The 20,184-nt window shown below is 45.1% G+C and carries 35 protein-coding genes; 2 read left to right on the top strand and 33 right to left on the bottom strand.

Going from position 1 to position 20,184, the window contains the following annotated elements:
• A partial coding sequence (locus B5J93_RS09800) for a transposase (RefSeq protein WP_211278874.1) occupies positions 1-216 on the top strand: 216 nt, incomplete at its 5' end.
• A 113-nt stretch (positions 217-329) separates the two neighbouring features.
• On the opposite strand, the gene rplQ is transcribed toward B5J93_RS09800, so the two are convergent.
• The 33 genes from rplQ to B5J93_RS09635 form a co-directional block, all read right to left on the bottom strand.
• Entirely contained in the window at positions 330-689 is a 360-nt protein-coding gene (gene rplQ, locus B5J93_RS09795; protein ID WP_029102652.1) for a 50S ribosomal protein L17, read from the bottom strand.
• 18 nt (positions 690-707) lie between these two features.
• Positions 708-1,712: a DNA-directed RNA polymerase subunit alpha gene (locus tag B5J93_RS09790; RefSeq protein ID WP_078274412.1), complete on the bottom strand. Its 1,005-nt coding sequence runs from the start codon at positions 1,710-1,712 to the stop codon at positions 708-710.
• A 22-nt stretch (positions 1,713-1,734) separates the two neighbouring features.
• On the bottom strand, positions 1,735-2,376 hold the full coding sequence (gene rpsD, locus B5J93_RS09785) for a 30S ribosomal protein S4 (protein WP_029102650.1): 642 nt from the start codon (positions 2,374-2,376) through the stop codon (positions 1,735-1,737).
• 11 nt (positions 2,377-2,387) lie between these two features.
• Positions 2,388-2,780 carry a 30S ribosomal protein S11 gene (rpsK, locus tag B5J93_RS09780; protein ID WP_003656963.1) on the bottom strand — a complete coding sequence of 131 codons (393 nt, stop codon included), beginning with the start codon at positions 2,778-2,780 and terminating at the stop codon, positions 2,388-2,390.
• Between the two features lie 20 nt (positions 2,781-2,800).
• Positions 2,801-3,157 carry a 30S ribosomal protein S13 gene (gene rpsM, locus B5J93_RS09775; protein WP_029102649.1) on the bottom strand — a complete coding sequence of 119 codons (357 nt, stop codon included), beginning with the start codon at positions 3,155-3,157 and terminating at the stop codon, positions 2,801-2,803.
• 128 nt (positions 3,158-3,285) lie between these two features.
• Positions 3,286-3,402: a 50S ribosomal protein L36 gene (gene rpmJ / locus B5J93_RS09770; protein ID WP_036364264.1), complete on the bottom strand. Its 117-nt coding sequence runs from the start codon at positions 3,400-3,402 to the stop codon at positions 3,286-3,288.
• 14 nt (positions 3,403-3,416) lie between these two features.
• On the bottom strand, positions 3,417-4,739 hold the full coding sequence (gene secY / locus B5J93_RS09765) for a preprotein translocase subunit SecY (protein ID WP_079326207.1): 1,323 nt from the start codon (positions 4,737-4,739) through the stop codon (positions 3,417-3,419).
• A 3-nt stretch (positions 4,740-4,742) separates the two neighbouring features.
• On the bottom strand, positions 4,743-5,183 hold the full coding sequence (rplO, locus tag B5J93_RS09760; protein WP_065255089.1) for a 50S ribosomal protein L15: 441 nt from the start codon (positions 5,181-5,183) through the stop codon (positions 4,743-4,745).
• Complete coding sequence (rpmD, locus tag B5J93_RS09755; protein ID WP_029102646.1) at positions 5,183-5,362, bottom strand: 50S ribosomal protein L30; 180 nt, start codon at positions 5,360-5,362, stop codon at positions 5,183-5,185. Before rpmD ends, rplO begins: the two co-directional genes overlap by 1 nt.
• A 15-nt stretch (positions 5,363-5,377) precedes the next feature.
• On the bottom strand, positions 5,378-5,875 hold the full coding sequence (gene rpsE / locus B5J93_RS09750) for a 30S ribosomal protein S5 (protein WP_029102645.1): 498 nt from the start codon (positions 5,873-5,875) through the stop codon (positions 5,378-5,380).
• A gap of 2 nt (positions 5,876-5,877) precedes the next feature.
• Complete coding sequence (rplR, locus tag B5J93_RS09745; RefSeq protein WP_079326206.1) at positions 5,878-6,228, bottom strand: 50S ribosomal protein L18; 351 nt, start codon at positions 6,226-6,228, stop codon at positions 5,878-5,880.
• 15 nt (positions 6,229-6,243) lie between these two features.
• Entirely contained in the window at positions 6,244-6,777 is a 534-nt protein-coding gene (rplF, locus tag B5J93_RS09740) for a 50S ribosomal protein L6 (protein WP_079326205.1), read from the bottom strand.
• Between the two features lie 184 nt (positions 6,778-6,961).
• Positions 6,962-7,360, bottom strand: coding sequence for a 30S ribosomal protein S8 (gene rpsH, locus B5J93_RS09735; protein WP_029102642.1), 399 nt, complete (start codon positions 7,358-7,360; stop codon positions 6,962-6,964).
• An 11-nt stretch (positions 7,361-7,371) separates the two neighbouring features.
• Positions 7,372-7,677, bottom strand: a complete 306-nt coding sequence (gene rpsN, locus B5J93_RS09730) for a 30S ribosomal protein S14 (protein WP_079326204.1) — start codon at positions 7,675-7,677, stop codon at positions 7,372-7,374.
• 10 nt (positions 7,678-7,687) lie between these two features.
• Positions 7,688-8,224 (bottom strand): 50S ribosomal protein L5, encoded by a 537-nt coding sequence (gene rplE, locus B5J93_RS09725; RefSeq protein ID WP_029102640.1) that lies wholly within the window; start codon positions 8,222-8,224, stop codon positions 7,688-7,690.
• Between the two features lie 20 nt (positions 8,225-8,244).
• On the bottom strand, positions 8,245-8,562 hold the full coding sequence (rplX, locus tag B5J93_RS09720) for a 50S ribosomal protein L24 (RefSeq protein ID WP_029102639.1): 318 nt from the start codon (positions 8,560-8,562) through the stop codon (positions 8,245-8,247).
• An 18-nt stretch (positions 8,563-8,580) separates the two neighbouring features.
• On the bottom strand, positions 8,581-8,949 hold the full coding sequence (rplN, locus tag B5J93_RS09715) for a 50S ribosomal protein L14 (protein WP_029102638.1): 369 nt from the start codon (positions 8,947-8,949) through the stop codon (positions 8,581-8,583).
• 131 nt (positions 8,950-9,080) lie between these two features.
• Positions 9,081-9,353, bottom strand: a complete 273-nt coding sequence (gene rpsQ / locus B5J93_RS09710; RefSeq protein ID WP_029102637.1) for a 30S ribosomal protein S17 — start codon at positions 9,351-9,353, stop codon at positions 9,081-9,083.
• The gene (gene rpmC, locus B5J93_RS09705) at positions 9,350-9,547 is read right to left on the bottom strand and encodes a 50S ribosomal protein L29 (RefSeq protein ID WP_029102636.1); all 198 of its coding nucleotides are present in this window, start codon (positions 9,545-9,547) and stop codon (positions 9,350-9,352) included. Before rpmC ends, rpsQ begins: the two co-directional genes overlap by 4 nt.
• On the bottom strand, positions 9,547-9,960 hold the full coding sequence (gene rplP, locus B5J93_RS09700) for a 50S ribosomal protein L16 (RefSeq protein ID WP_029102635.1): 414 nt from the start codon (positions 9,958-9,960) through the stop codon (positions 9,547-9,549). The genes rpmC and rplP overlap by 1 nt, the downstream gene beginning before the upstream one ends.
• 3 nt (positions 9,961-9,963) lie before the next feature.
• Entirely contained in the window at positions 9,964-10,689 is a 726-nt protein-coding gene (rpsC, locus tag B5J93_RS09695) for a 30S ribosomal protein S3 (RefSeq protein WP_029102634.1), read from the bottom strand.
• Positions 10,690-10,691: 2 nt separating this feature from the next.
• On the bottom strand, positions 10,692-11,021 hold the full coding sequence (gene rplV / locus B5J93_RS09690) for a 50S ribosomal protein L22 (protein ID WP_029102633.1): 330 nt from the start codon (positions 11,019-11,021) through the stop codon (positions 10,692-10,694).
• An 8-nt stretch (positions 11,022-11,029) separates the two neighbouring features.
• Positions 11,030-11,305: a 30S ribosomal protein S19 gene (rpsS, locus tag B5J93_RS09685; protein ID WP_062498708.1), complete on the bottom strand. Its 276-nt coding sequence runs from the start codon at positions 11,303-11,305 to the stop codon at positions 11,030-11,032.
• A gap of 12 nt (positions 11,306-11,317) precedes the next feature.
• Entirely contained in the window at positions 11,318-12,145 is an 828-nt protein-coding gene (gene rplB / locus B5J93_RS09680; protein WP_029102631.1) for a 50S ribosomal protein L2, read from the bottom strand.
• Between the two features lie 11 nt (positions 12,146-12,156).
• On the bottom strand, positions 12,157-12,486 hold the full coding sequence (gene rplW / locus B5J93_RS09675; RefSeq protein ID WP_029102630.1) for a 50S ribosomal protein L23: 330 nt from the start codon (positions 12,484-12,486) through the stop codon (positions 12,157-12,159).
• Positions 12,483-13,085 carry a 50S ribosomal protein L4 gene (rplD, locus tag B5J93_RS09670; RefSeq protein ID WP_079326203.1) on the bottom strand — a complete coding sequence of 201 codons (603 nt, stop codon included), beginning with the start codon at positions 13,083-13,085 and terminating at the stop codon, positions 12,483-12,485. Before rplD ends, rplW begins: the two co-directional genes overlap by 4 nt.
• Before the next feature lie 14 nt (positions 13,086-13,099).
• Positions 13,100-13,738 carry a 50S ribosomal protein L3 gene (rplC, locus tag B5J93_RS09665; RefSeq protein ID WP_029102628.1) on the bottom strand — a complete coding sequence of 213 codons (639 nt, stop codon included), beginning with the start codon at positions 13,736-13,738 and terminating at the stop codon, positions 13,100-13,102.
• A gap of 44 nt (positions 13,739-13,782) precedes the next feature.
• Complete coding sequence (rpsJ, locus tag B5J93_RS09660) at positions 13,783-14,094, bottom strand: 30S ribosomal protein S10 (RefSeq protein ID WP_003656991.1); 312 nt, start codon at positions 14,092-14,094, stop codon at positions 13,783-13,785.
• A 479-nt stretch (positions 14,095-14,573) separates the two neighbouring features.
• Positions 14,574-16,232, bottom strand: coding sequence for an Rne/Rng family ribonuclease (locus B5J93_RS09655; protein ID WP_079326202.1), 1,659 nt, complete (start codon positions 16,230-16,232; stop codon positions 14,574-14,576).
• A gap of 164 nt (positions 16,233-16,396) precedes the next feature.
• A complete protein-coding gene (locus B5J93_RS09650) occupies positions 16,397-16,969 on the bottom strand; it encodes a Maf family protein (RefSeq protein ID WP_079326201.1) in 573 nt (190 codons plus the stop codon).
• A complete protein-coding gene (gene mreD / locus B5J93_RS09645) occupies positions 16,969-17,457 on the bottom strand; it encodes a rod shape-determining protein MreD (RefSeq protein WP_079326200.1) in 489 nt (162 codons plus the stop codon). Before mreD ends, B5J93_RS09650 begins: the two co-directional genes overlap by 1 nt.
• A 31-nt stretch (positions 17,458-17,488) precedes the next feature.
• A complete protein-coding gene (gene mreC, locus B5J93_RS09640) occupies positions 17,489-18,340 on the bottom strand; it encodes a rod shape-determining protein MreC (RefSeq protein WP_079326199.1) in 852 nt (283 codons plus the stop codon).
• A gap of 93 nt (positions 18,341-18,433) precedes the next feature.
• Positions 18,434-19,465 carry a rod shape-determining protein gene (locus tag B5J93_RS09635; RefSeq protein WP_078274397.1) on the bottom strand — a complete coding sequence of 344 codons (1,032 nt, stop codon included), beginning with the start codon at positions 19,463-19,465 and terminating at the stop codon, positions 18,434-18,436.
• Between the two features lie 383 nt (positions 19,466-19,848).
• Here B5J93_RS09635 and gatC point away from each other — a divergent pair, with 383 nt between their 5' ends.
• Positions 19,849-20,151: an Asp-tRNA(Asn)/Glu-tRNA(Gln) amidotransferase subunit GatC gene (gene gatC, locus B5J93_RS09630; RefSeq protein WP_079326198.1), complete on the top strand. Its 303-nt coding sequence runs from the start codon at positions 19,849-19,851 to the stop codon at positions 20,149-20,151.
• Positions 20,152-20,184 lie beyond the last annotated feature (33 nt).

Genomic DNA, 20,184 nt, shown 5'->3' with positions numbered 1-20,184 from the left:
ATTGTGATGGACAATGCCACCTTCCATAAAAGACAAGACATACAAGAGTTGATGCAAAAGCACAATCACACCATTCTTTGGCTACCGCCTTACTCACCTGATTTAAATCCCATTGAACAAGTTTGGAGTTGGATTAAAGGATTAAGACAAGATTGGAGGTTGGATTGTATTGATAAGTTGTTCTTTTATTTTATGTGGTTGTGTGGTAGTTTTTAAGTTCGGTTGGTATATAATGGTCTCTCTGCTTAATAAAAAACCTATGAAATCAAAATTAATGCAATAAAAAACCAAACCTTTTTAAGGTTTGGTTTTCGTAGAAATATTGACTATTATGGGCGGTCAACCAATTCTACATAAGCCATTGGTGCATTATCACCATCGCGATAACCGCATTTGATGATACGCAAATAACCACCTGGGCGAGTCTTGTAACGTGGTCCTAGCTCATTGAAAAGCTTACCAACGGTTGCCTTGTTACGAGTACGGTTAAAAGCAAGACGACGGTTTGCAACGCTGTCTTCTTTTGCCAAAGTGATAAGTGGCTCTGCTACACGACGTAGCTCTTTTGCTTTTACCAACGTGGTTTTAATTAGCTCATGTTCAATCAATGAATTGGTCATGTTTTGGAACATAGCCTTACGATGGCTGCTGGTGCGACCCAGCTTGACTCCGCTATTACGATGTCGCATGGTCAGTATCCTTTAAAATTAACGGCTACGGTAAGAAAAACGGTCATCAACTCGCAAATCGCTTGGTGGCCAGGTCTCTAAACGCATGCCCAACTCCAAACCTTTTGACGCAAGTACGTCTTTGATTTCAGTCAATGATTTCTTACCTAGATTTGGTGTTTTTAGAAGTTCAGTTTCAGAACGTTGCACCAAATCACCGATGTAATAAATGTTTTCAGCTTTCAAGCAGTTTGCTGAACGAACCGTTAGTTCAAGGTCGTCCACTGGGCGTAATAGCACAGGGTCAATCTCTTCTTTTTCTTTAACTGGTTCAGGGGCTTCTTCGGCTTCTAAATCAACGAAGATTGCAATTTGTTGTTGCAAAATCGTAGCCGCCTTACGAATCGCCTCTTCAGGGTCAATCGTGCCATTAGTTTCAAGCTCAATGATGAGCTTGTCAAGGTCGGTACGTTGCTCAACACGAGCATTTTCAACGTCATAAGCCACACGCAAAATAGGGCTAAAACTTGCATCAAGTTTCAAACGTCCAATCGCTTTAGAATTGGCATCTTCACGACGTTGATTGGCAGGCTCATAGCCACGACCCGTTACCACACGCAAACGCATTTTTAAATGCCCACGTTCACTTAATGTACCAAGCACCAACTCAGGATTGGCAATCTCAACATTATGTGGCAATTCAAGGTCAGCAGCAGTTACAACACCTGCACCCTTTTTGTCCAATGTTAAATAAGCTTCGTTTTGGTCATGCAAAATGATTGCCAAACCTTTTAGGTTCAAAAGCAAATCTAATACATCTTCTTGCAAACCTTCTAGTGTTGAATATTCATGATCGACGCCTTCAATTTCAGCTTCAATCACGGCAGCACCAGACAACGAAGATAAAAGAATGCGACGAAGAGCATTACCTAATGTATGCCCAAAGCCACGTTCTAACGGCTCGAGCGTGACCTTAGCAGTCGTTTCATTAACCGTATCTACATTAATTGCAGACGGTGTTAGAAACTCAGTTACATTTGTCATAAGTCACCTCGATTAGTTCGGATTATTTAGAATATAGTTCTACAATCAAGCTTTCGTTAATTTCAGCAGGTAGGTCACTGCGATCTGGTGCAGTTTTGAACGTACCTTGTAGTTTGCTGTGATCAACTTCTAGCCATTCTGGAATGCCACGTTGAGTCGCAAGCTCTACTGCGTTTTTAATACGAAGTTGTTCTTTTGACTTCTCATGCACAGCAATCACATCACCGTCTTGAACCTGGATTGAAGGAATGTTCACACGAACAAACTCATCACGACCTGCTTTTTTTAGCAGGATTGCACGGTGGCTCACCAACTGACGTGCTTCTGCACGAGTAGCACCAAAGCCCATACGATAAACAACGTTATCCAAACGGCGTTCTAGCATGCCAAGTAGGTTTTCACCAGTGGCGCCACGCATACGAGCAGCTTCTTTATAGTAGTTTGAGAATTGACGCTCAAGCACACCATACATACGTTTTACTTTTTGCTTCTCGCGAAGTTGTAGGGCGTATTCAGAGGCCTTATTTTGGCTATTGCCATGCTGACCAGGTACGCGACCTGATTTTTTTGTCTTAACGTCGTAAGCTTTTACACCTGATTTGAGTTGCAGGTCAGTACCTTCACGGCGAGACAATTTTAATTTTGGACCAATATAACGGGCCATGAGTTATCTCCTTAAACGCGGCGTTTCTTAGGCGGGCGGCAGCCGTTGTGTGGAATTGGGGTTACATCGCTGATGCTGTTAATTTTATAACCCAATGCACCTAATGCACGAACCGCAGACTCACGACCTGGTCCTGGACCTTTAACCAAGACATCAACGTTTTTAACACCATAGGTTTCTTGTGCTGTTTTACCAGCAACTTCAGCAGCAACCTGTGCAGCAAAAGGCGTTGATTTACGTGAACCACGGAAGCCTTGTCCACCTGAGGTGGCCCAAGCCAATGCATTACCCTGACGATCGGTAATGGTTACAATGGTGTTATTAAAAGACGCATGAATATGGGCGATACCTTCAGATACCGAACGACGTGCCACTTTTTTGCGGCTACGAGTGTCTTTTGCCATCTTTTAGCTTCCTAAATTAGTTACTTTTTAATTGCTTTGCGAGGACCTTTACGGGTACGCGCGTTGGTTTTAGTGCGTTGACCACGAACTGGAAGACCACGGCGGTGACGAAGACCACGGTAGCAACCCAAATCGACCAAACGCTTGATGTTCATTGAAATTTCGCGACGAAGGTCACCTTCGGTAGCGTAATTTGCAACTTCTGCACGAACAGCATCCAGTTGTGAATCATCTAACTGACCAATTTTGGTGGTCTCGCTGATACCTACGGTTGCCAAGATTTTCTTAGCAGTAGTGCGACCAATACCAAAAATGTAAGTTAGCGAAATCACAGCGTGTTTGTTGTCCGGAATGTTTACACCGGCAATACGAGCCATTGATTTCTCTCCGTTAGCACAAATGCTAGGCATTTGCTGTTTTACTCTACTGCTATCCTAGATAACAGCATGGCAAGTAGCGGATAATACAATATCCGCTACAAAATTGCAAGTATTAATTTGTAAAATTAACCTTGACGTTGCTTATGACGTGGCTCTGAACTGCAAATAACGAGTACTTTACCTTTACGGCGTACGATTTTGCAACTGCCACAGATTTTTTTTACAGACGCTTGAACTTTCATGTCTACTCCTAATGTCATTTAGACTGGATTAAAGTTTGATCATGGTATTGATGGGTCATCAGATGTGCTTGCACCTGTGCGATGAAGTCCATAAGTACAACCACCATAATCAATAAAGATGCACCACCTAACTGAAAAGGCACGCCAAATGACGTTTGAATTACCATTGGCATTAGGCAAATGATCGCCATATACATCGCACCAATAAACGTTAGGCGATTTAGGACAAAATCCAAATATCGTTTCGTTTGCTGTCCTGGACGTATACCAGGAATATAAGCACCACTACGCTTTAAATTCTCTGCCACCTCACCTGGGTTAAACATCAATGCTGTATAAAAATAACAGAAAAAGATGATTAGCACGCCAAACAGTAATAAGTACAAAGGACTGCCTGGCTGCAAGATGAGTGAAATGTTCTGCATGATATTTTGCAGTGTGGTTGGATTCGCCGAAGAACCTGCCCATTGCCCCAAACTTGCAGGCAACATCAGCAATGAGCTAGCAAAAATCGCTGGAATCACCCCTGCCATATTGAGCTTTAATGGCAAATGTGATTGTTGCTGAGCATAAACTTTACGCCCTTCTTGCTGTTTTTGAGCATAATTAACAGGCACACGGCGTTGGGCACGTTCAATATAAACAATACCAGCCGTCACCGCCAAACCCAACAACGCAAAGATAAGGACAACCATTAAGTTCATGTCTTGACTAAATACACCTGCAATCATGCCAGGAGCACTTGATATGATACTGGCAAAAATAAGCATGGATATGCCGTTGCCAATGCCACGCTCAGTAATCTGCTCACCAAGCCACATCAAGAACATCGCTCCTGCGACCAATGAAGTCACCGCAGGAATCATAAAAGTCAAACCAGAGCTTAATGTCAAACCACCAGCAACAAGACCTGCTGACATACCAACCGCTTGCACAAATGCCAAAGCCAGTGTACCTTGCCTCGTGTATTTATTTAAAATACGCCGACCAGATTCACCTTCTTTTTTTAGGGCATCAAGCGAAGGTATCACCGCTGACATCATCTGTACCACAATGGATGCTGAGATATAAGGCATGATACCCAGTGCCATGATGGACATACGCTCCAAAGCACCGCCTGAGAACATGTTAAACATGCCCAAAAAGGTGTTTTGACTGCCATCAAAAAATTGAGCAAGACGAATAGGATTCATGCCTGGTACAGGAATGTGCGAACCTAAACGATAGACAACCAACGCCCCAAGCAAAAATAACATGCGATGCCATAGCTCATCATACTTACGAATAAAAGCCAATGGATTTAATGGAATGCCTGATATAGGCGTTGATTTAGACATGGATTACTCCTCGACGCTACCGCCAGCGGCAACGATGGCCTCTTTTGCACCTTTAGTAACTTTTACGCCTTTAAAGGTTAAAGCACGGCTAATCTCGCCTGATAAGATAATACGAGCACGCTTCATGTCACCACGGATGATGTTGGCAGCTTTTAGCGTTTCAAGTGTTACCTCATTGCCTTCAATCTTGTTAAGCTCTGACAAACGTACTTCGGCTGTTGTCAAGGCTAGTTGGCTGGTAAAACCAAATTTTGGCAAACGGCGATAGATAGGCATTTGACCGCCTTCAAAGCCTGCTGGAATGCTTGAGCCTGAACGTGAAGTTTGACCCTTGATACCACGACCACCAGTCTTACCTAGACCTGAACCGATACCACGACCACGACGTTGGGCAGTCTTTTTTGCACCCACTGCTGGGGCAAGTTCATTTAAACGAAGACCCATTACGCTTCCTCCACTTTAACCATGTAATATACACGATTTACCATACCACGAGTAGATGGTGTATCTTCTACTTCTACGGTATGACCAATGCGACGTAGTCCCAAACCTTTTAGGCAGGCTTTGTGGCTTGCCAAACGGTGTGAGCTAGACTTAGTTTGAGTAATTTTCATTGTTTTCATAACACTCACCTACTCTTAGCCCAAAATTTCTTCAACAGATTTGCCACGTTTAGCAGCAACTTGCTCTGGTGAAACCATGTCACGCAGACCTTTAAAGGTTGCATAGACCACATTGGCAGCATTAGTAGAGCCGTAGCATTTCGCCAATACGTCTTGAACGCCAGCAACTTCTAGCACAGCACGCATTGCACCACCAGCAATAACGCCAGTACCTTCTGATGCAGGTTGCATGTATACTTTTGATGCACCGTGACGAGCATTAATAGGGTGTTGTAGTGTTGTGCCAGCAAGCTCAACAGTAATCATGTTACGCTTAGCAGCTTCTAGTGCTTTTTGGATGGCAGCAGGCACTTCACGAGCCTTGCCACGACCAAAACCAACACGACCATTACCATCACCAACTACTGTCAATGCAGTGAAGGAGAAGATACGACCACCTTTTACAACTTTTGCCACACGGTCAACGGCAACCAATTTTTCTACCAAACCGTCAGTTTGTTCAACTTTTGCCATGATTAGAACTCCAATCCGTTTTCACGAGCAGCGTCAGCTAATGCTTTAACACGGCCATGATATTTAAAACCACTACGGTCAAATGCAACCTTAGTGATGCCCGCAGCTTTTGCACGCTCTGCAATCAGTGCACCCACAGCTTTTGCCGCCTCAATATTACCAGTCGCACCTGAGCGAAGGGTTGAATCAAGAGTTGATGCTTGAGCCAAAACCACACCGCCTGTTGGGGCGATGATTTGGGCATAGATGTGACGTGGCGTGCGAGTAACGGTCAAACGGTTAGCACCTAATTGACGGATATGGGCACGAGTTTTTTTTGCTCGGCGAAGACGAGCTGATTTTTTATCCAACATGTTTGCTCACCTTACTTATTTTTTCTTAGCTTCTTTACGAAGAACCACTTCATCGCTATAACGAACACCTTTACCTTTATAAGGCTCTGGTGGGCGGAAGCTACGAATCTTAGCTGCTGCTTGACCCAATTTTTGCTTGTCGTTTGATTTTAGAACGATTTCAGTTTGACTTGGGCTTTCAGCAGTCACACCTTCAGGGAGATTATAAGCAATCGGGTGAGAGAAACCTAAGTTAAGGTTTACCACATTGCCAGCAACTTGGGCACGGTAACCAACACCGATAAGTTGCAAACGACGTTCAAAACCTTCACTCACACCTTGAACCATGTTGTTCAACAATGCACGCACAGTACCTGTGTGCATCCACGCTTCTTTGGTGTCTTTGACAGGAGCAAGAGTAACCACGTTATCTTCTTGCTTTAGCTCGACCAAATCATGCAGGCGTAAAGACAAAGAACCGTTCTTGCCCTTAACTTCAACCTGCTGATCGTTCAAAGTAACGCTGGTACCCGCAGGTAGCGTTACTGGGGCTTTAGCCACACGAGACATAGGAATTTCCTTTAATGATAAAAACAACCATCAATAACTGATGGCAACGAATAGCAACCAACTCTCACCATCCAAGATAATTTAAATTGGTTAAAAAAGCAGGGCATTATAACACAAAAAATCCTTAGAGTAAACTAAGGATTTTTATTTTTATCACTTTAAATAAAAATAACAAATAAAGTGATTAGGCAACCAAAGCGATAACTTCACCGCCGATGCCAGCTGCACGTGCTGCGCGGTCGCTCATAATGCCTTTGCTGGTAGAGATGATGGCAACGCCCAAGCCTTTTTGAACGCTTGGTAGTTCATCTTTACCGCGATATTGGCGTAGACCAGGACGGCTATAACGCTTAAGTTCAGCGATAACGCCTTTGCCTTGGTAGTATTTTAGTTCAATGTTTAGAACTTTTTTGTTGTTTTCGCCGTCAACAACTTCAGCAGAAGTTAGATAGCCTTCAGCAACCAACAAATCAGCAATTGATTTGCGTAGCTTAGAAGCAGGCATTTCTACACTTGGCTTATTTCTTGATTGTGCGTTGCGAATGCGGGTTAGCATATCAGCAACTGGATCTTGCATACTCATTGCGATACTCCTTACCAGCTAGCTTTACGAACGCCAGGTACATCACCTTGCATTACACGCTCACGCAACTTGTTGCGTGATAGACCAAATTTACGGAAATAGCCGTGTGGACGACCAGTCAAGCCACAGCGATTACGCAAACGAACTGGCGATGAGTTACGTGGCAGTGCTTGTAGAGCAAGCATTGCGTCTAAACGCTCTTCATCACTGACATTTACATCACTGATGACTGCTTTTAGCTGTGCACGCTTCTCGGCGTACTTAGCAACTGTTTTTTCGCGTTTTAATTCGCGATTAATCATGCTTTTCTTAGCCATAACGTTTACCTTATCTAAATGGGAAACCGAATGCTTTTAGCAATGCACGACCTTGGTCGTCATTAGCAGCAGTCGTTGTGATGGTGATGTCAAGACCACGAATACGGTCAATTTTATCAAAATCAACTTCAGGGAAAACGATTTGTTCTTTGATACCTAGCGAGTAGTTACCACGACCATCGAATGCTTTTGCAGAAAAACCACGGAAGTCACGAATACGAGGAATCGCAATGGCAATTAAGCGGTCTAAGAATTCGTACATTTGGTCGCCACGAAGGGTAACTTTACAGCCAATCGGCCACTCTTCACGAATTTTAAAGCCTGCCACTGATTTGCGTGCTTTGGTAACAACTGGCTTTTGACCAGCGATGACAGTCATGTCTGCCAAGGCACCTTCAAGTAGTTTTTTATCTTGTGCTGCACCACCAACACCCATGTTCAGAGTGATTTTGGTGATTTTTGGCACTTGCATGACATTTTCTAAGCCAAGCTCATCTTTGATTTGTTGCTTTAGCTTATCATTGTATAAAGATTTTAATCTTGCCATTACTATATACCCTTAGTATCTTATGCAGTCGCCACTACTTCACCAGTAGAACGATAGATACGGACTTTTTTGCCCTCTTCGTTTACTTGGTAAGCAACACGATCTGCTTTTTGGGTTGCTGCGTTATAAATCGCAACGTTTGAAATGTGTAGAAATGCTTCTTGCTTAACGATGCCACCTTCTTTACCTAGCATTTGGTTAGGTTTTTGGTGTTTGGTTACAATGTTAATGCCTTCAACTTTTACACGGTCTGCTTTAACCGCCAAAATTGTGCCTTGCTTGCCTTTATCTTTGCCAGCAATCACAACCACGGTATCGCCTTTGCGTAACTTTGCCATAGGATAGCCTCTAAAAGTTTACAGTACTTCTGGTGCTAGTGAAACAATTTTCATGAATTGCTCACCACGTAGTTCACGGGTAACAGGTCCAAAAATACGAGTTGCGATAGGGGCTTTGTTATTGTTTAGAATAACTGCCGCATTATCATCAAAACGTAGTACAGAACCGTCTGGACGACGTACGCCTTTTTTGGTACGTACAACAACCGCATTCATCACGTCGCCTTTTTTAACACGACCGCGAGGAATGGCTTCTTTTACTGTTACCTTAATAATATCGCCAACTGATGCATAACGACGATGCGAGCCACCCAGTACTTTAATGCACTGTACACGTCTTGCACCACTGTTATCTGCAACTTCCAGCATTGTTTCAGTCTGAATCATCGCATTACTCCATAAATAATAATACAATAAAAGCCATTCGCTCCAATTTATGCTATTTTGCACAAATTTGGTAGATGAACGCCAATAAAGACGTTCATTATACTAGCAAATGACTTTTAATGCAAATAACTTTAAATTTTTACCGCAGTTTCAACCACGTCTACCAAAGTCCAAGTTTTGGTCTTTGAGATAGGACGTGTTTCTTTGATACGAACGATATCACCTTCTTGACAAACGTTGTTCTCATCGTGAGCTTTAAGCTTAGTAGAACGACGAACTTGCTTGCCATACATTGGGTGACGAATTTGGCGTTCAACAAGGACAGTGATAGACTTGTCCATTTTGTTGCTGATAACTTTACCAGTCACAACACCGACTTCTTGAGTTTGGTTATTCTCGCTCATGCGTCGCCTCTTTGTTTTTCGTTAAGCAAAGTCAAGATTTTTGCAATCGTGCGACGATTTGCTTTAACTTCGTGAGTGTTACCTAGCTGACCTGTTGCTTTTGCCATGCGTAGGCGAAATGCGTCAAGTTGCTTTTCGTCAAGCAATGTAGCCAGCTCTTCTACTGATTTTTCACGTAATTCGCTTGTTTTCATTACATTACCGTCCGTTTAACAATGGTGGTTTTGAAAGGCAGCTTAGCAGAAGCCAATGTCAAGGCTTCACGCGCAAGCTCTTCGCTCACACCTTGGATTTCGTATAACATTTTGCCTGGCTTGATTTCGGCTACCCAGTACTCAACTGGACCTTTACCTTTACCCATACGAACTTCCAATGGCTTTTCGGTAATTGGCTTGTCTGGGAATACACGAATCCAAATTTTACCGCCACGCTTGATGCGACGAGTAATGGTACGACGAGCTGCTTCAATTTGACGAGCAGTCATGCGACCACGACCGATAGATTTTAGACCAATCTCACCAAATGCAACGGTGTTACCACGTTGGGCAAGGCCTGTGTTACGACCTTTGTGCATTTTGCGGAATTTGGTACGTTTTGGTTGTAACATGGCTTACCCCTTGTCTGAATTACGACGGTTGCTGGTACGACCACGGCGTTTTGGTGCACGAGTCTTCTCTTCTGCAACTGGATTGTAAACGCTGTTCATGCCGTCTAGAATTTCACCACGGAAAATCCAAACTTTCACACCGATAGTACCGTAAGTGGTCTCTGCACGAACTTCTGCATAATCAATGTCAGCACGCAATGTGTGTAGTGGCACACGACCTTCACGATACCACTCAGTACGAGCAATCTCAGCACCGCCTAGACGACCTGACAGCTCAACTTTGATACCGCCAGCACCAGCACGCATGCTGTTTTGCACGGCACGTTTCATTGCACGACGGAACATCACACGACCTTCAAGCTGTCTGGCAATACCAACAGCAACCAAACGTGCGTCTAGATCAGGTTGAGTAATCTCTTGGATATTTACCTGAGCAGGAACGCCCATAAGCTTGGTTAGGTCTTTTTGAAGTGCTTCAATGTCAGCACCTTGTTTACCAATAATCACACCAGGACGTGCTGAGTGAATGGTAATCTTAGCGGCACCCGTAGGACGCTCGATGCTGATGTTGCTTACCATGGCTTCTTTTAATTTATTGCGTAGAAAATCACGCACTTTGAAGTCATTTAGCAAGTATTCAGAGTATTGCTTTGGATTTGCGTACCAGTTAGCGTTGTGCTTTTTGATAACGCCCAAACGAATACCAATCGGATGTACTTTTTGACCCATGATTATGCTCCTACTTTAACAGTGATGTGGCAAGTACGTTTGCTGATACGGTCAGCACGACCCTTGGCACGGGGCATAATACGCTTCAAAGTAATACCTTCATCTACATAAATGGTAGAAACACGTAGTGTGTCAATGTCTAGACCATTGTTGTGTTCAGCGTTTGCAATTGCTGATTGTAGGCATTTTTTAACAAGTTTAGCACCTTTTTTGTTGCTAAATGTCAAAATGTCTAAAGCACGCTCGATTGATTTACCACGAACTTCGTCCGCAACCAATCTTACTTTTTGTGCCGAAATAGCGGCACCACGTAATTTTGCAGTTACTTCCATGGTACACCTTATCTCTTAGATTTCTTGTCAACGCCATGACCACGATATGAACGGGTTGGGGCGAATTCACCAAGTTTATGACCAACCATTTGCTCACTCACGATAACAGGTACATGGGTACGACCGTTGTGAACAGAAATGGTCAAACCGACCATTTGTGGTAGAATCATGGAACGACGAGACCAAGTTTTGATTGGCTTACGGCTGTTTGTTTCTAGGGCGTTTTCTACCTTAGCAAACAGATGTGCGTCAATAAACGGGCCTTTTTTTAACGAACGAGGCATAAAACTCTTCCTTTATTTCTTGGCACGACGGCGACGGATAATCATACTGTCAGTACGCTTGTTAGAACGGGTTTTAAGACCCTTAGCTTTCTGACCCCAAGGACTGGTTGGGTGTTTACCAAAGTTACGTCCTTCACCACCACCGTGTGGGTGATCAATCGGGTTCATTGCCGTACCACGAACGGTAGGACGAACGCCACGCCAGCGTGCTGCACCTGCTTTACCAAGTGATTTTAGGTTGTTTTCAGTGTTAGACACTTCACCAATAACCGCACGGCAATTTGCGTGAATACGACGGGTCTCACCCGAACGTAAACGAACAATCACATAAGCACCATCACGACCAAGCAGTTGAACCGCTGCACCAGCAGAACGTGCAAGCTGTGCACCTTTGCCAATTTTTAGTTCGATGTTGTGAATAACGGTACCCACTGGGATATTTTTAAGTGGCAAGCAGTTGCCTGGACGGATAGGAGAACCTTCGCCAGATTGAACCTGATCGCCTACTGCCAATTTTTTAGGTGCGATGATATAACGACGCTCACCGTCTGCATATTTTAGTAGAGCAATGTGTGCAGTACGGTTAGGGTCATATTCAATACGCTCAACAGTTGCAATGATGCCGTCTTTGTTGCGTTTGAAGTCAATTAGACGATAATGTTGCTTGTGACCACCACCGATGTGACGGGTAGTGATACGACCGTTGTTATTACGACCACCAGTTTTTGCTTTTGATTCAACAAGCGGTGCATAAGGACGACCTTTATAAAGGTGTGGATGCACAACTTTTTCAACAAAGCGGCGACCTGGTGAGGTTGGTTTTGCTTTTACGATAGGCATGGTTATGATCCTTATTCGTTAGTCGCTGTTTCGCCAGTGGCTTCTTCACCAGCACCGATTTGTACGTCTGAACCTGCTTTTAGTGTTACATACGCTTTTTTAACGTCAGAACGCTTGCCAACAACACGACCAAAACGCTTGGTTTTACCTTTGGTATTTAGCGTGTTTACTTTGACAACTTCAACGCCTTCAAACATCAGCTCAACGGCTTGTTTGATTTCACGCTTGGTTGCACTGCTGTCCACTTTGAAAACTTGAACACCTAGGCTATCACCCAAACGTTGAGATTTCTCAGAAAAAACAGGGGCTTTTAGTACTTGATATAGTCTTGCGTTACTCATGCTAGTGTCTCCTCAAATTGCTTGGCGGCTTCAACCGTCATGATAACTTTGTCGAAAGAAACCAAGCTAACTGGGTCAACTTCACGAGTACCTAGCACATTCACGTGTGGAATGTTACGAGCTGCCAAGTATAGGTTCTCATCAACTTCGTGAGTAACAATCAATGCACGTGGGGCATTTAGCTCGGCAAGTTTAGCAACCAAACCTTTGGTTTTTGGGCTATCAACACTGATAGAGTCCACCAAAACCAAACGCTCTTGGCGTACAAGCTCTGCTAGGATGCATTGCATGGCACCACGATACATTTTGCGGTTTACTTTTTGAGACCAGTCTTGTGGTTTGGCGGCAAATGCACGACCACCACCTACCCAAATTGGTCCACGGATAGAACCCGCACGGGCACGACCAGTACCTTTTTGACGCCATGGTTTTTTACCGCCACCAGATACTTCGCCACGAGTTTTTTGTGCACGAGTACCTTGACGAGCACCAGCTAGGTAAGCAGTTACGACTTGGTGTACTAGGGCTTCATTGAACTCACGACCAAATGTCGTCTCTGATAGTTCAACCGCCGCACCTGTAACAGTTTTTAAATTCACGTTAATCCCCTCAACTAGGCTTTGACTGACGGACGTACGATAACATCGCCACCATTAGCACCAGGCAAGGCACCTTTGATGACCAGTACACCTTTTTCGGTATCAATAGACACAATTTCAAGGCCTTGAACAGTAACACGTTTGTTACCCATTTGACCTGGCATTTTTTTGCCTTTGAATACTTTACCTGGTGTTTGGTTCTGACCGGTAGAACCAAGTACACGATGCGACACAGAGTTACCGTGTGTGGCGTCCTGAGTGCGGAAATTATGACGTTTTACGCCACCTTGGAAGCCTTTACCCTTAGACTGACCAGTAACATCAACCAACTGACCAACTTCAAATAAATCCACCAAAATATCGCCGCCAACTTCACGACCTTCAAGTTCGCTTGCGTCAGCTCTAAATTCCCAAACACCACGACCAGCGGCAACGCCAGCTTTTGCGAAGTGTCCTTTTTGTGCAGCAGTTACACGGCTTTCACGACGCTCACCTGTGGTGACTTGAATTGCGTCATAACCGTCAGTGTCTACTGTCTTGATTTGTGAGATACGGTTTGCGTTAACCTCAACCACTGTTACAGGGATAGATGCACCTGCCTCAGTGAAGATTCGGGTCATACCACGCTTAATACCGACTAAACCAATCGCCATTTTAGACCTCTTACTTATAATCGTTTATATTAAACCAGTTGTTCTTAGCCTAGGGCGATTTGAACATCAACACCGGCCGCCAAATCTAACTTCATCAATGCATCTACTGTTTTGTCAGTAGGTTGAACGATGTCAATCATGCGTTTGTGGGTGCGAATTTCATACTGGTCACGAGCGTCTTTGTTGACGTGTGGTGATGTCAATACGTTGAACCGCTCAATACGAGTCGGCAAGGGAACAGGACCACAAACTTGTGCACCTGTACGCTTTGCGGTATCGACAATCTCTTGTGCCGACTGGTCAATCAGACGATGGTCGAAAGATTTTAGTCGGATACGGATTCTCTGGTTAGCCATGCCAACAAGCTCCTAAATTAAGTGCTTTATAAAACTTCCATCGCTTGGATTTCAGTCATGTTATTTTGATTAAATTTTGTCCTAGAACCGCTTTGGACAAAATAATACAATCCCTGTCCGCCAGACATGAATGTTGGCAACAGAGCTGTTGTTTATAGTGCCAAAATCGATGCTTCGGCTGTGGCGTTGATTCGCTTTGGGGCAAGCCCTACTCACTACTTGTAATATATCCGAAGATAATTACTCATCCAAGCCAAATGTAGTCAAAAACAGACTTTTGCTTAAATGCAACGCTAAACAAGAAAAGTGTGCGTATTATACACGAAAAATCAGATAAAGCAAGAGATGTGCTTTATTTTTGGATAAAAAAGTGGCTAAATTTGCCTGTCTTTGCCTTAAAATTCATCAAATTTACAAAATGTTACAATTTTAATAAATTGATTGATTTTTAGGCAGATTTATTGGTAAAAAAACCATTTTTACTCCACCAAAATCGCATATTGCTCTTGATGATAGGATGTGTTTATGGATAGATGAATGGATGTATTTGTTAATTTTTGTAAATTTGACAAATCCTGATGTGATGACAAATAGTCCGCCACCAACTGACTGACTTTTATCGTCACATTAGGCTTTTTAAAAGAAGTGCTGTTTGCCATCTGACCCATGAGTGACCTTAGAATCTCAAATGCCACTGTCTGCACGCTTTTGATTTTGCCTGTGCCATGACAGACAGGGCAAGGCTCACGCAGCTCATCAGACAGACTGGGGCGGGTGCGTTTACGAGTCATCTCAACCAAGCCCAACTCGCTGATTTGGGTGATGTTGGTCGTGGCAGGGTCGGCTTTTAATGCATGGGCGAGCATGTCTAGCACTGTTTGCCGATGGGCGGATTTGTCCATGTCAATAAAATCTAGAATGATAATACCGCCAATGTTACGCACTTTTAACTCACGAGCGATGGCAGTTACTGCTTCTTTGTTGGTCTCATACGCCACGTCCACGCCTGCCCTGCCTTGCCCCACATACGAGCCTGTATTGACATCAATGGTCGTCATCGCTTCGGTATGCTCAATGATGAGATAACCGCCCGATGGCAACGGGCAATGCCGCAACAAGGCGTGTGTCAGCTGAGTCTCAATGTCAGGCGTAGAAGAGCGACGCTCATCGGGCACAGACTGGGCGAACAGTGGGGTCGGCTTATCATGATGATAAATGGCAGATGTGATGGACGGCATGAGTGTGCAACTGGCATGCCGTACTCGCTCATAAGTCGCCCTATCGTCAATCCACACGCTTTGGATATCATCAGTGATAATGTCACGCAAGGCACGCTCAGCCAAAGGTAGCTCCTGGTAGAGCAAGGCGTGCTTGGCTTTGTGCAGGCTCGCCTGTGTGCGTGCTTGGCTAATATCCACCCACAATGCACCTAGATGGTCAAGCTCTGCCTGCATACGCTCGCCCATGCCCGCCAATGTCTCATCATCGCCAAATGCCTGCTCGCATGCACTACGAGCGATGAGCCCACCTGCATGCGATGATTGGCTAAGTAGGGTCGTCAAATGAGCTTTTAGCTTGGTACGATAAGCCTTTGTGCCGATGCGAGTGGACACACCGACCGACTGTGGCGATGTGGGCAGATAGACCAAATACCGCCCTGCCAATGCGATGTGCATGGTCACACGCACCCCTTTGGTGCCAAACTCATCTTTGGTGACTTGGACGACAACTCGTTCGCCAACTTTGGGCAGGAGCTTGGGCAAAAGTTTGGGGTCAAGTTTGGGCTTGGCAGGCTTAGGCTTGGGTCTAGACTGGGACTGCGTGGGGCTTTTATCTTTTGCCTGATAAGCCATGGGCAATGTCGTGATGGGCGTGGGCGTGGCAACATCATCTTGGGATGATGGGCGAGTCGGTAGTATGATGTCGCTTTGGTGCAAAAATGCCGAACGCTCACGCCCGATGTCAATAAACACCGACCCCATGGCAGGCAGTACCCGCACCACCGTCCCCAAATAGACATCTCCCACCAAACTGCGTGCCTGTACCCGCTCAATAAACACCTCATCAAGCCTACCGTCATCAACGATAACAAGGCGAGTCTCAAAGGGCGTGGCGTTGATTAGGGCATGTTTTGACATAAAGATGGTGTGTAGACTAGATGAATTAAGTTAGGGTAAGTTGGTTTAAGAGATAAGTTGGCTAGTAGACTGATTGAACGCTGATTAGGCAAGTTAGAAGTAAATCGCTTGACTATGCTAATGGGCTGATTTTATCATCATTTAAATCATCAATCCGCCAATATTTACAGACAGTCATCAATCAGCTCTGCCGTCTCGGCAAGGGGCAAGCCCACCACGTTGGTATAACTGCCATTGATAGACCGCACCCATGCCATCGCCCCGCCTTGAATGGCATACGCCCCTGCTTTGTCGGCAGGTTCGCCCGTTGCCCAGTACCCATCTTTTTGGCGGTCGGTGAGTTTGATAAATACCACATCGGTAGCGACTTTGATGACTTTTTGAAAAATGACTTGCCCGTCTTTGACGATGCTGGCACACACCGCCGTCCAAATCTCGTGCGTGTTGTCTGATAATTTATCCCACATGGCAAAAGCATGGGCCTTATCGGCAGGTTTGGTTAAAATCTCATCCTCTGCCACGCCAATGGTATCTGCCGTGATAACGATAGCCGATGACACGTCCGCACACGCCTTTTCCGCTTTGGTCTTCACCATACGCATGATGTAGTCGTGGGGGCTTTCGTGGGGATAAAAACGCTCGTCAATCTGGACTGATTTTACTGTAAAAGGAATGTGCAACTGCGTCAATAACTCATGTCGTCTGGGCGATGTGGACGCTAGGATAAGGGGTATCATCAGTAGGCTCGCTCTTTTAGTTGGCGGTTTATCCAGTACAGCGGATACCACATCACAGGGAACAGCACAATACTACTCATGAGCGACCCCATGCCTGTCCACACAAACTGAGCATGAGAAAATGCCTGCAATATCCACAGCGACACCTGATAGACGCTCAGAGCAATCGCCCCCAATACCCACGCCTGCGACAGGGCAAGCTCTTTGGCGTACAACAGTAGTACCCGTACAACAAACGCCATAAGCACCGCACTAAATGCCTGATGCCCCAAATGCGTACCCAAGAGCAAATCCGAGACCAGTCCCACCAAAAATACCACCCACACCCCCATCATGGGCGAGCGATACATCACCCAAAAGGCAAGCACCATCGCCAAAAACATGGGGCGAACGCTTGCCATGTCATGCCCCAAAGGGTAGACACTCAGCATGGATGCCACCACGAAGCTGATGATGATACCGATGATTAAAAAGGGTTTTGAGTTCATAAGTGGGTTTTATGAGTCCTATATGGCGTGATTAGCTGTTCTTTTTTGGGGCAGGGTTGTCTTTGGGCTGTAAAATCAGCACATAACTGCTATTTAGAAAATCGGCGGCGGGATTGACACGAATGTCGGCAAAATTATCGGTGCGAGTGGTGTCAATGTCCGAGACTTTCCCCACTTTATAGCCCGCAGGGAAACGCTCGCCAAGCCCTGACGAGATAAGCTCATCGCCCACTTTAACATCGGCAGTCTTAAAGATATAATCTAGGCTCAGACTGTCAGGCTTGCCCCCACCCGAGACCATCGCACGTTGTCCTGTGCGTGCCACCACGACCGCCACCGACTGCTGTTCATCGGTGATGAGTAGTAGGCGAGATGTATTTGGGTAGGCGTTTAGCACCTGTCCGATGATGCCATGCTCATCGATGACCGTCTGCCCGATTTGCACGCCATCATTGGTGCCTTTGTTAAGCACCACCACTTGTTTTAGGGGGTTAGAATCCGTGCCGATAATGCGTGCTAGCAGTAGATGATGTTCGCTGGACTGCGTGGTGCTGAGTACGCCTTTTAGACGGGCGTTTTGGGCGAGTAGATAATCTTGGGTTTGGAGCTTGGCACGGGCTTGGAGTAGCTCGGTTTGCAAACGGATATTCTCACGACGCAAGGCTTCTTTGGTGTGGACGGCATGGCTGGCGTATTCCATGGCATAAGACGGCCCTAGGGACGCCTGATAAATGGGTTGCATGGATGCATGGCTTAGGCGACGAATACCATCAAACCATTGGGGGTTTTTGCTGTCAAGCAACATAAAAATCAAGGCAAGCACCAAAAACGCAACCGTCATGCGTGCAAATACAGGTTTTTGTGAAAATATACTTGGGAGCATTGCCAGACCTTTTTTATGTACTTATGAACAAATAATTTCACAAGCCCAAAACACAAAAAGCGGTGCGTGAACACCGCTCATGATTTCGTGGATTTAGACAAAAATCATCGAGAGCGACTTATCATGGATAAAGTCAAGTGCCTTACCACCGCCACGAGACACGCAGGTCAATGGGTCTTCGGCGACAAACACAGGCAATCCTGTCTCTTTGGAGATGAGCTTATCTAGGTTACGCAGTAACGCCCCACCCCCTGTCAGTACCACGCCATGCTCGGCGATGTCCGATGATAACTCTGGCGGGGTCTGCTCCAAGGCAAGTTTGACCGCATCAACAATGCCTGATACAGGCTCGGCAAGTGCTTCTTGGATTTCTTTGGAATTGACAGTAAAAGTCTTTGGCACGCCTTCTGCCATCGAGCGTCCACGCACTTCTACTTCTAGGTTTTCTTTTTCATCAAAGACAGCCGTACCCACTTCTTTTTTGATACGCTCAGCGGTCGTCTCACCGATAAAACAACCGTGCGTCTTTTTGACGTGATTGATGATGGCTTCATCAAATTTATCACCGCCGATGGTAATAGAATCTGCATACACACACCCCGACAAGGCAATCACTGCAATCTCAGTCGTACCACCGCCGATGTCCACTACCATTGAACCACTGGCTTCGTGCACAGGCAGACCCGCTCCAATCGCTGCCGCCATCGGCTCTTCTAAGATATGCACGCTGTTCGCACCTGCCGAACGCACCGCTTCTTCAATGGCACGTCGCTCTACCAGCGTGGATTTGCATGGCACACACACAACCACATTCGGGTCAGCCAAGAATTTTTTGACTTTTACTTTTTTGATGAAATGCTTTAACATCTGCTGGGTAACTTCAAAGTCAGCAATCACACCATCTTTTAAGGGGCGAATGGCAGTAATGTTATCAGGGGTACGCCCAAGCATCTGCTTGGCATCGATACCTACCGCCGCCACCGTTGGGTTTTGGGTGCGGTTAGAACGCAGTGCCACCACCGTTGGCTCATCAAGCACAATGCCCTTACCAGGGGCATAAATCAAGGTGTTGGCAGTACCTAGGTCAATGGCAATGTTGGTCGATAAAAATCCCAGCAGGTTCATAACGCATGATTCCAAAAAATAAGAGTGGCACGGCATCACTCATCTTAATCCATGAGTGAAAATATGATTAAAAATTAGCCAAATGCCAAATGGTTAAAAAATTGTGGTAAATTATACAGATTTACGACAAAAAAATCATGATGAATTGCAAAAAAAAATCACTCAATTTGCAAGAAAATTTTTCAAAATGAGGTAAATTAGCCGATTTTTAAACAAATTTACCAAAAATTACCAAAAATTAGGATGAGCGTAAGAATGTTACAAGATGCACATCTCTTCTTTCTTTATCCAAAACGGGCATTTTAGTTGTTTGAAATTGCTCAGTTTGTGGTAAAATTAACCCAGCCTCATCTGTATTTTTATGTAAAGTTTAGGAACATATCATGTCAAACACCCTATCCGCCCAAGAAATCGCCACCGTTGCCAACCTATCCCGCCTTGCCATTGATGAAAATTTGGCAAACGACTACGCCAAAGACATTGGCAAAATCCTATCAATGATGGACATTTTGGCACAAGTGGACACCACCGATGTCAAGCCCCTAACCAATGTCCACGATGGCGTGCAAGTGCTTCGCCCTGATGTGGTGGATTTAAATGGTTTGGCGGTCAATCGTGAACGCAATCAAGCGATTGCTCCTGCCACACAGGACGGATTGTATCTAGTTCCGCAAGTGATTGAATAAATTTAGATTTTTGAAAAAGTAGCAACTGTATCC

The organism is Moraxella equi (genome assembly GCF_002027555.1).
GTDB lineage: Bacteria > Pseudomonadota > Gammaproteobacteria > Pseudomonadales > Moraxellaceae > Moraxella > Moraxella equi.
Note: the sequence above shows the minus strand (reverse complement) of the source record. Positions and strands in the feature narration are given on the sequence as shown.